This window comes from Methylophilus sp. 3sh_L (assembly GCF_046766015.1).
GTDB lineage: Bacteria > Pseudomonadota > Gammaproteobacteria > Burkholderiales > Methylophilaceae > Methylophilus.
The window spans coordinates 1007908-1020786 of record NZ_JBKOUF010000001.1; the positions used below are offsets into that span (position 1 = coordinate 1007908).

Sequence of the window (12879 nt, forward strand, 5' to 3'; positions counted from 1 at the left end):
GACTTTTTTTGCCTGAAAAAACACATGAACCCGCAACTACACAACAAAGTAACTAGCAGACTGACCAGCGACTACGGCTTTAAGCTCGATGGTAAGGGCAAGTTTTTGCGCCAAGGTCGCTGCCCAAGTTGCAACCACAAAGAGCTCTACACCAATGCAGAGCATCCTTGGGTATTGCGTTGCGGGCGCTTGAACAATTGCGGCGCTGAGTATCACATCAAAGATATTTACTCAGACCTGTTTAACGACTGGTCAGAGAACTTTAAATCTACGCCGGAGGATCCACACGCGGCGGCAGATGCCTACATGCGCGACGGCCGTGGCTTTAAGCTCGATATGGTCAAGGGCTGGTACACGCAAGACAGCTTTTTTGACCGTGACAAAAAAATAGGCTCGGCCACGGTGCGTTTTAACCTGGCTGACGGCATTTTCTGGGAGCGGTTGATAGATCGCCCTGAGCGCTTTGGCCGGCAAAAGGCCAACTTTAGGGGCCAGTACGGCGGCATGTGGTGGGCGGCCCCGGGGGCCAAGCTGGCACAAGCCAAAGAGATTTGGATCGTAGAGGGGATTTTTGACTGCATTGCCCTCATGCACCACAACATCACGGCCGTGAGTGCGCTCACAAGCCACAATTACCCGACGCAATCCCTTGCCGCACTGGCTGAGCTGTGCAAACAAAAAGACATCGAGCGCCCGGCATTGGTCTGGGCACTCGATGGTGACCGCACCGGTCGCCGCTTTACCAAAAAGCACGTGCGCCAGGCAGAAGAGGATGGCTGGGAGTGCAGCGCCGCCCTGATTGACTTTGGCACCGGCAACAAACTGGACTGGAACGACGCGCACCAGCGTGACCGCATGGGCGTCAAGGATATTGAGCTTTATCGCTATAACGGCGATTTGCTGCTGGCGAAAACAGCGTCTGAAAAAGCCTTGCTCATGTGGCGCCGCAACCGTAAGCGCAGCTTTCACCTGGCATTTGAAAACAAGCTGCACTGGTTCGAGCTTGATATGGACAAGTACAGCAAAGCGCTGGAAAAAATCCGCGATGAGGGCACCATCCCAGAAGAGAGCGAGCAGATTGAGGCCGCCATGAAAGAGTCTTGCATTGTGCTCACTCTGGCAGATTGCTACCCGACCGCGCTGTATTTTCAGCAAAACATCCTCACCGATGAAAGCTGGTACTACTTTAGGATTGATTTTCCGCACGATGGCAAGTCAATCAAAAACACGTTCACTGGCGCACAGGTAGCAGGCGCCAGCGAGTTTAAAAAACGCTTGCTCTCCATTGCGCCGGGCGCAGTATTTAGCGGCTCTACGCAACACCTGGACCGCATCATGCAAGACATGCTCTACGGCATCAAAACCGTGGAGACGATTGATTTTGTCGGCTATGTGAAAGAGCACGGTGCCTACATTTATGCTGACATGGCCGTAAAAGATGGGCGCATTTATGAGCTTAACGAAGAAGACTTCTTTGACCTTGGCAAGCTCTCTATCAAAACACTGAGCCAGTCAACACCGCTCAGTATCAATACCAACCTTGAAGACTTTAAACAGGACTGGGTGCAGCTGCTCTGGAAGAGCTACGGCGCCAAGGGTATCGTCGCCCTGGCTTTTTGGATGGGCACCCTGTTTGCTGAGCAGATACGCTCAAAACATAAGTCATTCCCATTTTTAGAGATCATTGGTGACCCGGGCGCGGGTAAATCCACCCTGGTCGAATTCCTTTGGAAGCTCATGGGCCGCGCAGACTACGAAGGTTTTGACCCTTCAAAATCCACCCTGGCCGCACGTGCGCGTAACTTTAGCCAAACAAGCAACATGCCTGTAGTGCTGATTGAGTCTGAGCGTGGCGAAGACAAGGCACACGCCAAAGGCTTTGACTGGGATGAGTTAAAAACCGCCTACAACGGCCGCAGCGTGCGCAGTCGTGGTGTGAAAAACAGCGGCAATGACACCTACGAGCCGCCTTTCCGTGGCGCCATTGTCATCAGCCAGAACGATGCGGTCAATGCCTCTGATGCTGTGCTGCAGCGCATTGTGCACATGCATTTTTATGTTGCCAGCCACACCCAGCAAACCAAGCAGGCAGCAGAGAGGCTAGAACGCTTTGCCATGGATGAATGCTCTGGGTTTTTACCACGGGCCACCCTCAAAGAAAAATCCGTCATGGATAAATTCAACGAGGGACTTGAGGAGATAGAGAGCGTTCTGGGTGCCATGCCGGATATCAAAAACCTGCGCATCATCAAAAACCATGCGCAGATTATCTCGCTGGTCCGCTGCCTGCCCTTGGTCCTTGACCAAATCGAACCGCAATACATCGAGGAGGCCGAAACCGAGATCGTTGACATGGCAACCGAGCGCCAGCGTGCGATCAATGCCGATCATGAAGTCGTTGAAAAATTCTGGGAAATATACGACTACCTTAACGGCAGCGAGGATGAGTCTCGCCTCAACCATAGCCGCGACAAGGATTCCATCGCAGTCAATTTAAACCACTTCATACAAGTGGCCAGCGAGAAAAAGCAGCAAATCCCCATGCTTGAAGACCTCAAGCGCCACCTAAAAACCAGCCGTCGCCGCAAGTTTGTAGCAATCAAAAATGTGAACAGCATCATCCGTGACCGTCACAACAAGCAGCTGTCACCGGTTGAGGCTGTATCAAAAAAGTTAAGCGAGACCATCAAGTGCTGGGTGTTTAGCAAACCAACCAAAGGAGACCGTGATGACTAGCCCTAGAGATATGAACCCGATGATTTATGACCTGAAACAGCTTGAAGAGCACCCGGCAATCACGCACGTGGATCAGCGCCTTGTTGTTAAACACATGGAACATGGAAAAACGGAGTTTGCCTTTCCAGAGATTCGGCAACTGATTGCCGCCAGCGAAACCGTCCTGGAGTGCATCCAGAACGGCGCCATGTTTGCCAGTGATGAAGCCTCAATTAGTGCCTATGTAGAGGCGACTGACCTGCTGGAGTCTGCCATAGAGCAGCTCAAGGCCAAAGGCTTTTAACCCACCTCACAACGGAGAACGATCATGCCTAAGCCCATGCGTCACTATGTTGTTAACTACCAGGTCAACGGCCAAACAGGCTCAATTGATGTGATCTCGTACCACGCCATCACAGCAATGATCATTGCACAAGAAAACTGCAAATTGCCTGTTTGTACAAAGTGGAAAGTCATGCCGGGGAAAAAGGAGGTCCAGCATGCATAACCAGACCCATGCAGTCGGCAAAAGCGTGCACGACCATCCGTTTATCCGTGATGAGGCCTTTGATACCTGCTGGCAAGAAAAGTGGACAGAGGCCACGCCTGCGCAGCGTAAGCAATGGCTTAAAGAGACTTTTCCAGACCGATCAGCAACCGCCTTTAAAAACCGCTCATGGGAATCACTCTACGTGGATATGCGCCGCGACCTGATCACCATCATGAAGCGGGGTATTAGCCATCACCAACCACCAATGCAGGCGCCCGCCGCCATGCCTGCATCGACACAAAAACCATTCTGGTGGCAAGAACAGGAGAAAGACTAATGTGCGACGAAAACGGATTGTTTGCCGAGCCAGAAGTGAGCGACGGCATGCTGGTATCAAAACGCAAATTTAAGCGCAACTGGCGGCGGCCACTGCTAAGCCTTAAAGACCGCATCGAGGTGGCGCTAGAACAGCGAGATTTTGGCCCGATTGCGGCGCTGGTTTATGTGCTGCTGGGCATGCTGCTGGGCATGCTGCTGTTTTTGCTGATTCTCAACGGCGTGGTGTCGCTCTACCGCCTGCTAGAAATCAGCCGGCCGCTGGTATTACCCCTTGGAGGCTGGAACGAGCCATGAACAGACTCATGAAACAACTCAAGCGGCCATTCAGGTTTATGTGGCTGAAACTCACAACCAACTATCACTGGCGCGTTGCCTGGCGGCGTGCGGGGGAATGATTTTTTTTAAACGTATTTTTGGAGACCACCAAAATGAGTATCAGATTAATTAATGCTTCAGTACTTATTAAGTATTCATCAGATGATGGATATCGCTCAGAGGAGTTAATAAGAGCAGGGAAAAGATACCCTATCAAACTTAGACAGTCGGTTGTACCGACAAAAGCTGAGACAGCTTTATTAGATGGCATAGAAGAGCTTGCCAGGCTATGTGCTTTATTTGGCAATACCGACGAAGCCAAAAAAAGGGTTGATGCTGCATTTTCCCGTGTTGAGGAATTTTTTAAACAGGAGGCTCAAAAATCATGAGCAACCTCAACCGCAAACAACGCCGCGCGATGTTGCACGGCAAACGCAATCAGGAATACGTCACCCTTGAAGAGCCGCGCTATCTCACCAAGTGGCGCACCTTTGACGGCATTGACCGCATTCTCACATCCATCGAAAACGGCGAGCTGCTGGCAGAAAACGGGACCCCGGTATTTTTGGGCGTGAACGGTGAGCGCTGCCAGGTGATACCAGCACTTGAGGGCTGGATCATGATGTGGAGACACGCCACGCTCAAGCTGAGTCTGAAAAATGACACCTATACAGTTTTTGAAGTGATACGCCGCTGGCTGGCATCAGATCAGTTGATTCCACGTGGGTTAGTGAAAGCGGCAAGAGTTTGCTACCAGCAACAACGCGAATACTACGACCAGCACCCATACGAAGCATGGCAAAGCATCGCCAAAGACGTGCGGATTCAGATTTATTTGCAGCCAATGCAGGAAGAGGTGGCCGCATGAGAGCAGATATTTTACTCGCAGCGAAAAAGGCGCAGTACTGGCGAATTAGAAGCCAGCTAATGATGCAGTTTGTAGGTTTCAGATGGAAATTGGGCGAGTGGAATGATCATGCTTATTACTGCTCTGGTTTTAATGTGGGCAATGTGCATTTTTATCTTGCTGCGACAGTCTCCCAACAAACCATTTACCGTCAAATGCGAGACTACAGAATGCCTGAAAGGGGAAGGTCAGTTGTATATCGTTTTGAGCGTGATCTATGCGATCAGATGGCAAAAGTTGCAATACAGCAATTGTTGTCAATTGGCTTATCTACTGCTGAGTACATACAGAACTCTGATGAATTGCAGCTCAAATATCATTCCTTGCCAATCTTCACAGGCGAAGAGGCCCCGCTATGAACATTGATCAACACAAATTCGTTGAGGAGCTGCACAACGCTGTCGGTGTTTGTTGCGTCTGCGGCAAGGATAGCTGCCCGGGTAAACAAGCGCTTTCAAACTTACCACCGACCATCCCTACACACATCGTGATGCAAGCGATGCAAAAAGCCAGAATCGAGGAAACACCATGCAAACAGTAATTAAAAAGAAAATCCGCCATTTTCATATGTTCTGCGGGCTGGGTGCCGGGGCCAAGGGCTTTAACAAGGCCAATGCCCGGGTGGGCAACATGGTTGGCGAGTTTGAGTGCTTGGGCGGGATCGATGTAGACCCGGCCGCAATCAAGGACTTTAAGCGCCTGACAGGCGTGGAGGGCACGGTGCTCGACCTGTTTGACCGTGATCAATATATAGCCTTCCACGGCCGTGAGCCGGATAGCAACTGGCGCGAGGCCACAACGGCCGATATTAAACACGCAGCAGGAAACCAACGGCCGCACATTATCTTTTTGAGTGCGCCTTGCAAGGGATTCTCTGGCTTGCTGAATGAGACCAAATCTAAAACCGACAAATACCAGGCACTTAACCGCCTGACATTGCGCGGCGTGTGGTTGATGCTTGAGGCTTGGGCTGATGACTTACCTGAGCTGATTGTGTTTGAAAACGTGCCACGCATCGCCACCCGGGGGCGTCACTTGCTCGACCAGATCACCAGCATGTTGCGCCAGTATGGCTATGCCGTGGCAGAGACAACGCACGATTGCGGCGAGCTGGGCGGCCTGGCACAAAGCCGCAAGCGCTTTTTACTGGTTGCCCGCCAAACTGAGAAGGTGCCGCCGTTTTTATACGAGCCACAAAAAAAGAGCCTGCAATCTGTGGGCACGATACTTGGCCGCATGCCCATGCCGGGCGATATCGCTGGCGGCCCCATGCATCGCATCCCTAACCTGCAATGGAAAACATGGGTGCGCCTGGCGTTTGTTGAGGCTGGCAGCGACTGGCGCAGCCTGAATAAACTGGCGGTAGAGGATAGCGTGTTGCGTGATTACCTGATTGTGCCTGAGTTCTATAACGGTTATTTAGGAGTGAATAAATGGCAGGACCACATCGGCACGATTGATGGGAAAGCCCGCCCTTGTAATGGTGCTTATTCAATCGCAGACCCACGCATGCCACATAGTGAAAACCGCCAATACGGCATTTATAAAATGGTGGATTGGAAAAAAGCTAGCGGCTCAGTCACTGGCGCCGCGCACGTGGCCGGTGCTGCTATGTCTATCGCCGACCCTAGATCACATACAGGCTTTGGCGGCAAAGGTAAGTACATCGTCACGCCGTTTGATAAAAACGCCAACACAGTAATTGCAGCCAGCACGACTGGGCGCGGTGCGTTTGCGGTGGCTGACCCACGTCCGACAAACCAGCGCACCAAAGGCGACAACTACCTGACCAATGGCCATTACGGTGTGGTGCCATTTGATGAACACTGCGGCGCCGTCAGCGCAGCGGCCGGCCACGATAACGGCCGCTGGTCCGTGGCTGATCCGCGACTTCCTGCAGCAGATGAAAAAATGGTGTGCGTCATCCGCGCACTGGATGACACCTGGCATAGACCCTTTACCACGCTGGAGCTGGCCGCGCTGCAATCCATCATCGAGCCGGAGGAGTTTCTTGAACTTGACGGCCTAAGCGACCAGGCATGGCGCGAACGCATCGGCAACGCCGTGCCACCAGATGCCAGCAAGGCCATTGCAGAAGTCATGGGCACCACGCTTCTGCTGGCATGGAGCGGCGAGACCTTTGTACTCTCGGCCACGCCGATATGGGTGCGGCCCGTGGCGATTGCCTTGACGATGGCGCAGGAGGGCTGGGCATGATGGACTATATTGATTTTATAAAGTCAAAAATCAAAGTGGCCAGCTTTGGCGGTTTCGATGTTGACCTTGAGCAGATCAATCCAGCTTTGAAGCCTCATACGCGTGAAATCGTCCGCTGGGCTGTACATGGTGGTCAACGGGCTATATTTGCCAGCTTTGGTTTGCATAAAACGGCCACACAGCTGGAAATCTTGCGTGTGATAGGGCAGCACCATGCCGGAATTCGCGGAATTGTCTTGCCGCTTGGTGTACGTCAGGAGTTCAAGGCTGAAGTGGCGGCCAGATTCCAGGGCGACTATGGCATAGACCTGCGATTTATCCGTCAAGACAATGAAATCGACGATGACCGCACAATCTACATGACGAATTATGAATCAGTGCGTGAAGGAAAGTTAGACCCATCAAAGTGGATTGCTGCCAGTCTGGATGAAGCCAGTGTATTGCGTAGCTATGGCAGCAAAACATATCAGGAGTTTTTGCCGACATTTAATGACGTGAAATTTAAGTTTGTGGCCACCGCCACGCCTTCGCCAAACCGGTACAAGGAAATCATCCACTATGCCGGATTCTTGGGCGTGATGGATACCGGTCAGGCATTAACCCGCTTTTTCCAGCGTGACAGCGAGAAGGCTGGCAACCTGACCTTGTACCCGCACAAAGAGGAAGAGTTCTGGCTGTGGGTGTCCAGCTGGGCGCTGTTTATTCAGAAACCATCTGACCTTGGCTTCAGTGATGAAGGCTATGTTCTGCCTGAAATGGAAGTCAGGTACCACGAAGTGCAATCGAATTATGAGACGGCTGGCGTCGAAAAAGACGGCCAGGCCATGCTCTTCACTGATTCAGCAATCGGCCTGAAAGCCGCGGCGCATGAAAAGCGAGAAAGCATGGCCAGTCGTGTTGCCAAGGCCGTGGAAATCGTCAACGAGTCGCCAGATGATCATTTTGTCGTGTGGCATGACTTGGAGGATGAGCGCCACGCCATCCAGCAGGCCTTACCAGAGGCGATGAGTGTTTGGGGCAGCCAGGACCTTGAACAGCGCGAGCAACGCATTGTTGATTTTAGCGACGGCAAATACCGCGTGTTATCCACTAAACCAAGCATTGCAGGATCCGGTTGTAACTTCCAGCGCCACTGCCACCGAGAAATATTCTCAGGCATTGGATATGAATTTAACGACTTCATCCAGGCCATTCACAGGGTTCAACGCTTCCAGCAAAAGGAAAAGGTCGTGATTGACATTATCCACTCTGAAGCTGAACGCGAAATTCTTAAAACGCTGCAAAAAAAATGGGCGCAGCACAATCACCAGGTAGAAAAAATGACAGAGATTGTTAGGAAGTACGGTTTAAGCAACCTTCAGATTCAGGAAACACTGTCACGCACGATTGGCATTCAACGCATTGAGGTAGCCGGCGAGCGGTTCAAGGTCGCGAACAATGATTGCGTGGATGAAGCCAAGCTGAAGCCAGAAAACAGCGTCGGCCTGATTGTTACTTCAATTCCTTTCGCCAATCACTATGAGTACAGCCCGAGCTATCGAGACTTTGGCCATACGGAAAGTAACGACCAATTCTGGCAGCAGATGGATTACCTGACGCCTGAACTGTTGCGCATCCTGCAACCGGGTCGAATCTACGCCTGTCACGTCAAAGATCGAATTTTGTTTGGAAACCAGCACGGTACCGGCGCGCCGACAGTTTCACCATTCCACTGTGAGGCCATTATGCACGGCCGTAAGCATGGCTTTGATTACATGGGAATGATCACCGTTGTCACTGATGTTGTTCGGGAAAACAACCAGACATATCGCCTTGGCTGGTCTGAGCAGTGCAAGGACGGTACCAAGATGGGAGTAGGCTCACCTGAGTACATCGTGTTATTCCGCAAGCCACAGACTGACCGTTCACGTGGTTACGCTGATGTGCCGGTGACAAAGAGCAAAGACGATTACACCCGTGCCCGCTGGCAGGTAGACGCGCACGCGTTCTGGCGTAGCAGTGGCAATCGTCAAATCACTGCGGACGAACTGGCCACCCTAGGGCCAGAAAAGCTTGCCAAGGCCTTCACGCAGTACAGCCTTGAAAACGTCTATGACTTCGACTTCCACGTAAAGATTGGCGAGGAATTGGAAGCGCGCGGCAGCCTGCCAAGCACATTTATGAGCCTGGCACCTGGCAGCCACCACGCGGACGTATGGCATGACGTGGTGCGCATGATCACCTTGAACAGCGAGCAATCAAAGCGGGCCGTTGAAAAGCATATTTGCCCGCTTCAGTTCGACATCATTGACCGCCTAGTAGAGCGCTTCAGCAATGTGAATGATGAAGTTTATGACCCATTCTGCGGTATTGGCAGCGTACCTGTCCGGGCAATTGTGAAAGGTCGGCGAGGCGGTGGCAGTGAATTGAATCCCGCTTATTTCCTTGATCAGGTGCATTACCTGAAGGCTGCAGAAAAAGAATACAGCATGCCTTCATTGTTCGATGTGCTGGATTTCTTAATTAAAGAGCCAACAGCATGTACTTAATCTTATTGAGTTTGTGAGGAATATATGACCGTCTACGTTGATGATATGCAAGCAAAATATCGCCGCATGGTGATGTGTCACATGCTGGCCGACACTGACGAAGAGCTGCACGCGATGGCATCAGCCATCGACGTAGCCCGTAAGTGGCACCAGAAGCCAGGCACGCCGCACAGTCACTATGACATCTGCATGAGCAAAAAGGCTAAGGCGATCAAACTGGGCGCCAAGCAGATAGGCAGAAAAGAAGTGGCCGAGCTGGTGAATAAAAAACGCCTGGTCAGTTTGGCTATTTTTCAGTTGTTTCAGTGCGAGATGTCGCGGGTGATCGAGCGCAACGAAAGTTATTTTTTTGGGATTGATTATGCGACCAGGCCTGATATCACAACTGTCTCTGTGTTTAAGGGTGTGGGACCTGATATCACTTTTGATCAAATTCAAACTGATAAGGTTAACTCAGCACTTGCAGTGGCAAAGAAATCACCCCAAGCCCGTATTCAGTTCCCTGAGCATCTGGCCCCTATACCTATCGCGGCTGAATGCCCTATCTGTGGCAAGCCTTTGCTGCTTAATGCTGGTGAGGGCTGTGAGCAGGATGCCAATGGCGAATGGATAGCGACTGAAATTGAACTCCTTTGCACCAGTGAGCCAGAGTTTAATAGCCCTGACTGGGATGACTGGTACCGGTGGCACTACAGCATGCCATATGTTGACTGGCTACCGCTTGAGCAGCGCGTGTTGCGGGCGGTCCGTAAGAAGTATTTTTTTAGGGTGGATTGATATGGAAAAACTCGACATTTCAGCAGTCACCGTTGAGGTGCAAAAACTCACTTTGAAGACATCAGACATATTGATTCTTAAGGTGCCAGTAATACTATCAAGAACTGAGAATCGCGCTATTTTAAGCTATATGCAAGACATTAGAGGTGATGGCGGCAAGGTCGTTGTGATTGATGAAACATATGAGCTCAAGGTGATTGAGCATAAGCCCTTTAAATTCATCTTAAAAATGCGCTGCTGGCTGTTTGGATGTGAAGCACACCCGCAGGAGTACTGCCATAGTGATGACCATCTGTTCACCTGTATTCACTGCGGTGAAGAGGCGAGTTATAGCGATATGGTAGGCGATACCAGGATAAACAGATTTAAAAGCTGGATTAATTACTGGTTATTCCGCAAGTGGTGGCCGGTTAAGTGTAGCGACTGTGGTCACAGATTTGGCTGTGATGAGTCAGTCGATCATGTTCCGTTTTAGGAAAGGAATTCTATGAGCTATGTGATAACAGCCGAAGTTCATTTAGATGCGCATATGAATATCAGTGGCGATATTAGTAAAGTCAAAGCGCGCTTTTTTTATAGAAATGACAATAGCATCGTTTTTGATGTTAATGGGTCGTTTGATAGTAAAACGCAAAAAGAGATTGTATTGAAACTATGTCGAGATATGGTTGATGCAGGTTTCTTGGATTTTAGTATCAGGCATAGTTTTTAGGAGTTGATATGGAAGAGGTAAGCACTTTTTTGCCTGATTCAGATATCGAGCGTATCACTGAGATTCGCCGAGGCACTGGCAACAAGAATAAATACCAGCTGCAGTGCGAGGTGTTGCGCAGCATGAGCATCCCTTTTACAACTAGCAGACTCGGCCGGCCCTTGGTGCCGCGATCACTCTATGAAAAATCACAGCCTGTTAAGCCACCTGTGTGGCGGCCAAACGTCTTGCAGGCGGCTCAATAATGGCTTGCGAGCTTTGTGAAAAATCTAGCCTGGTAACCGATGGCAAGTGCTACGGTTGCCTGGCTAGGTACATTTTGCGTATGTACACCACTGACCAGGTGGCCGCTGCCATCGAGGGCTTGGCGAAAAAATACGATCTGGACTATCAAATCCTGCGCGATGAATGCGCAGCGCAATACCGTGCGAATCGCGTCGCTTGATGCTAAAAAATCAATCACATTAAAATATGACTATGGGCAGGAGACCAACTGTTAACTTAAATCTTCCGAAGGGGATGCGCAGCAGAAAGCAGCGCAGCGGAAAGACTTATTATTACCTGGAAACCGGCACAGATAAGCGCAAAGAGATCTCACTTGGCGATGATTATTATGAGGCGCTGAAAAAATATGCCGATGCTAAACAGACCAACACCGAGAATGTTGCAGTATTGACCTTAAAAGATGCCCTGACGGCTTATTTTAAGTCTATGAAGTATCTGGATCTGGCTGAGCGCACCCGCGATGACTATAAGGCCTGTGAGCCTAAAATCCTTGAGTTCTTTAACGATCCGCCTGCAGCACTTGAGACCATCGAAGCCAGCCATATTCAAGAGTTTATGGAGTGGCGGGGTGCTGAATCAAAGCGCCGGGCAAATTATGAACATTCGGTGATCTCTATCGCTTGGAATTATGCCAGGCGCAAAGGTTTGACCAATAAGCCTAACCCCTGCGAGGGCGTACCAAAGTTTGAATTGAAGGCCCGGGATGTGTATGTCGATGATGATGTCTATCTGGCGGTTTATGAAATGGCATGCGCCCCTTTGCGTGATGCAATGGACCTTGCGTATTTGTCTGGCCAACGGCTGGCAGATGTTTTTAAAATGGATGAGACAGCTATAAAAGATTGGCGTTTGAAAATTGTGCAGAATAAGACCAATGTTAAGTTGCGCTTGCGCATTGAAGCTGATCTTAAGATTGTCATTGACCGAATACTTGAGAGAAAGAAAAAAAACGCTGTCTATAGCCTGGCTTTAATCTGTGATGAGAAGGGCAAACGCATCACACAGGATGCAATCTCGCAGCGCTTCAGGAAGATTCGTAAAAAGGTGATTGAAAAATACCCAAAAATGGCGCCTGTATTGCGCAAATTTCAGTTAAGGGACCTGCGCGCGAAATCAGCCACTGACATATTTGACCGCGAGGATATTAAACATGCCCAGAATCTTCTGGGGCATACCGATGCTGGAACGACTGAAATATATGTCAGGTCAGTGCTTGGGCAAGAGGTATCGCCAACACTTCCGAGTAGTAAAATCCGCAGCGCCATCATATCCAGGGCCTCTTAAAAAACCCAAGGCAATACCATCATGCCACCGGACCATTTTTAACGCTTCCTGTGGCTTTTTTTTGCTTCGCAATTGCTTCGCAGTGCCAATGTTTATGCGGCTCTATTTGGCCTTAATTCGGATAATTGCGAAGCAAAAAACACAATAAAAACCTTATAGAATAAGGATTCTCGGTGCGGACTGTTAATCCGTAGGTCCCTGGTTCGAGCCCAGGTTGAGGAGCCAAATTAAAAAAGGCCTTGCAGAAATGCAAGGCCTTTTTGCTTTTGTGCAAAATTGCCAAGTGTTTTGCAATTGCCATCTGTCTCTT

General features: G+C 50.3%; 17 protein-coding genes. All 17 read left to right on the plus strand.

The features are described 5' to 3' along the window. Positions 1-24 precede the first annotated feature (24 nt). The 17 genes from ACIDF8_RS05125 (at position 25) to ACIDF8_RS05205 (ending at position 12569) form a co-directional block, all read left to right on the plus strand. The gene (locus tag ACIDF8_RS05125) at positions 25-2736 is read left to right on the plus strand and encodes a toprim domain-containing protein (protein WP_412009507.1); all 2712 of its coding nucleotides are present in this window, start codon (positions 25-27) and stop codon (positions 2734-2736) included. After that, the gene (locus ACIDF8_RS05130) at positions 2729-3019 is read left to right on the plus strand and encodes a hypothetical protein (protein WP_412009508.1); all 291 of its coding nucleotides are present in this window, start codon (positions 2729-2731) and stop codon (positions 3017-3019) included. The genes ACIDF8_RS05125 and ACIDF8_RS05130 overlap by 8 nt, the downstream gene beginning before the upstream one ends. Positions 3020-3043: 24 nt before the next feature. Then, positions 3044-3223, plus strand: coding sequence for a hypothetical protein (locus ACIDF8_RS05135; protein ID WP_412009509.1), 180 nt, complete (start codon positions 3044-3046; stop codon positions 3221-3223). Continuing rightward, on the plus strand, positions 3216-3542 hold the full coding sequence (locus ACIDF8_RS05140) for a hypothetical protein (protein WP_412009510.1): 327 nt from the start codon (positions 3216-3218) through the stop codon (positions 3540-3542). Before ACIDF8_RS05135 ends, ACIDF8_RS05140 begins: the two co-directional genes overlap by 8 nt. Beyond that, positions 3542-3838 (plus strand): hypothetical protein, encoded by a 297-nt coding sequence (locus tag ACIDF8_RS05145; RefSeq protein WP_412009511.1) that lies wholly within the window; start codon positions 3542-3544, stop codon positions 3836-3838. The genes ACIDF8_RS05140 and ACIDF8_RS05145 overlap by 1 nt, the downstream gene beginning before the upstream one ends. A gap of 134 nt (positions 3839-3972) precedes the next feature. Then, a complete protein-coding gene (locus tag ACIDF8_RS05150; RefSeq protein WP_412009512.1) occupies positions 3973-4248 on the plus strand; it encodes a hypothetical protein in 276 nt (91 codons plus the stop codon). Then, positions 4245-4727: a hypothetical protein gene (locus tag ACIDF8_RS05155; protein ID WP_412009513.1), complete on the plus strand. Its 483-nt coding sequence runs from the start codon at positions 4245-4247 to the stop codon at positions 4725-4727. The genes ACIDF8_RS05150 and ACIDF8_RS05155 overlap by 4 nt, the downstream gene beginning before the upstream one ends. Further along, complete coding sequence (locus tag ACIDF8_RS05160) at positions 4724-5125, plus strand: hypothetical protein (protein ID WP_412009514.1); 402 nt, start codon at positions 4724-4726, stop codon at positions 5123-5125. The genes ACIDF8_RS05155 and ACIDF8_RS05160 overlap by 4 nt, the downstream gene beginning before the upstream one ends. Further along, entirely contained in the window at positions 5122-5307 is a 186-nt protein-coding gene (locus ACIDF8_RS05165; RefSeq protein ID WP_412009515.1) for a hypothetical protein, read from the plus strand. Before ACIDF8_RS05160 ends, ACIDF8_RS05165 begins: the two co-directional genes overlap by 4 nt. Then, positions 5295-6983 carry a DNA cytosine methyltransferase gene (locus ACIDF8_RS05170; protein WP_412009516.1) on the plus strand — a complete coding sequence of 563 codons (1689 nt, stop codon included), beginning with the start codon at positions 5295-5297 and terminating at the stop codon, positions 6981-6983. Before ACIDF8_RS05165 ends, ACIDF8_RS05170 begins: the two co-directional genes overlap by 13 nt. Beyond that, positions 6980-9511, plus strand: coding sequence for a DNA methyltransferase (locus ACIDF8_RS05175; protein ID WP_412009517.1), 2532 nt, complete (start codon positions 6980-6982; stop codon positions 9509-9511). Before ACIDF8_RS05170 ends, ACIDF8_RS05175 begins: the two co-directional genes overlap by 4 nt. 24 nt (positions 9512-9535) lie before the next feature. After that, positions 9536-10288 carry a DUF4031 domain-containing protein gene (locus tag ACIDF8_RS05180; RefSeq protein WP_412009518.1) on the plus strand — a complete coding sequence of 251 codons (753 nt, stop codon included), beginning with the start codon at positions 9536-9538 and terminating at the stop codon, positions 10286-10288. Between the two features lies 1 nt (position 10289). Beyond that, positions 10290-10763 carry a hypothetical protein gene (locus ACIDF8_RS05185; RefSeq protein WP_412009519.1) on the plus strand — a complete coding sequence of 158 codons (474 nt, stop codon included), beginning with the start codon at positions 10290-10292 and terminating at the stop codon, positions 10761-10763. Positions 10764-10775: 12 nt separating this feature from the next. After that, entirely contained in the window at positions 10776-11000 is a 225-nt protein-coding gene (locus ACIDF8_RS05190; RefSeq protein ID WP_412009520.1) for a hypothetical protein, read from the plus strand. 8 nt (positions 11001-11008) lie between these two features. Then, positions 11009-11245: a DUF4224 domain-containing protein gene (locus ACIDF8_RS05195; RefSeq protein WP_412009521.1), complete on the plus strand. Its 237-nt coding sequence runs from the start codon at positions 11009-11011 to the stop codon at positions 11243-11245. Then, positions 11245-11445 (plus strand): hypothetical protein, encoded by a 201-nt coding sequence (locus tag ACIDF8_RS05200; protein WP_412009522.1) that lies wholly within the window; start codon positions 11245-11247, stop codon positions 11443-11445. Before ACIDF8_RS05195 ends, ACIDF8_RS05200 begins: the two co-directional genes overlap by 1 nt. A gap of 74 nt (positions 11446-11519) precedes the next feature. Further along, the gene (locus tag ACIDF8_RS05205) at positions 11520-12569 is read left to right on the plus strand and encodes a tyrosine-type recombinase/integrase (protein ID WP_412009523.1); all 1050 of its coding nucleotides are present in this window, start codon (positions 11520-11522) and stop codon (positions 12567-12569) included. The last annotated feature ends 310 nt before the right edge of the window (positions 12570-12879 follow it).

Coding starts and splice junctions, on each gene's coding strand:
- ACIDF8_RS05150 (WP_412009512.1), top strand. CDS start 3,973: ATGAGTATCAGATTAATTAATGCTTCAGTACTTATTAAGTATTCATCA.
- ACIDF8_RS05175 (WP_412009517.1), top strand. CDS start 6,980: ATGATGGACTATATTGATTTTATAAAGTCAAAAATCAAAGTGGCCAGC.
- ACIDF8_RS05185 (WP_412009519.1), top strand. CDS start 10,290: ATGGAAAAACTCGACATTTCAGCAGTCACCGTTGAGGTGCAAAAACTC.
- ACIDF8_RS05200 (WP_412009522.1), top strand. CDS start 11,245: ATGGCTTGCGAGCTTTGTGAAAAATCTAGCCTGGTAACCGATGGCAAG.
- ACIDF8_RS05170 (WP_412009516.1), top strand. CDS start 5,295: ATGCAAACAGTAATTAAAAAGAAAATCCGCCATTTTCATATGTTCTGC.
- ACIDF8_RS05165 (WP_412009515.1), top strand. CDS start 5,122: ATGAACATTGATCAACACAAATTCGTTGAGGAGCTGCACAACGCTGTC.
- ACIDF8_RS05135 (WP_412009509.1), top strand. CDS start 3,044: ATGCCTAAGCCCATGCGTCACTATGTTGTTAACTACCAGGTCAACGGC.
- ACIDF8_RS05155 (WP_412009513.1), top strand. CDS start 4,245: ATGAGCAACCTCAACCGCAAACAACGCCGCGCGATGTTGCACGGCAAA.
- ACIDF8_RS05190 (WP_412009520.1), top strand. CDS start 10,776: ATGAGCTATGTGATAACAGCCGAAGTTCATTTAGATGCGCATATGAAT.
- ACIDF8_RS05180 (WP_412009518.1), top strand. CDS start 9,536: ATGACCGTCTACGTTGATGATATGCAAGCAAAATATCGCCGCATGGTG.
- ACIDF8_RS05205 (WP_412009523.1), top strand. CDS start 11,520: ATGCGCAGCAGAAAGCAGCGCAGCGGAAAGACTTATTATTACCTGGAA.
- ACIDF8_RS05140 (WP_412009510.1), top strand. CDS start 3,216: ATGCATAACCAGACCCATGCAGTCGGCAAAAGCGTGCACGACCATCCG.
- ACIDF8_RS05160 (WP_412009514.1), top strand. CDS start 4,724: ATGAGAGCAGATATTTTACTCGCAGCGAAAAAGGCGCAGTACTGGCGA.
- ACIDF8_RS05130 (WP_412009508.1), top strand. CDS start 2,729: ATGACTAGCCCTAGAGATATGAACCCGATGATTTATGACCTGAAACAG.
- ACIDF8_RS05195 (WP_412009521.1), top strand. CDS start 11,009: ATGGAAGAGGTAAGCACTTTTTTGCCTGATTCAGATATCGAGCGTATC.
- ACIDF8_RS05145 (WP_412009511.1), top strand. CDS start 3,542: ATGTGCGACGAAAACGGATTGTTTGCCGAGCCAGAAGTGAGCGACGGC.
- ACIDF8_RS05125 (WP_412009507.1), top strand. CDS start 25: ATGAACCCGCAACTACACAACAAAGTAACTAGCAGACTGACCAGCGAC.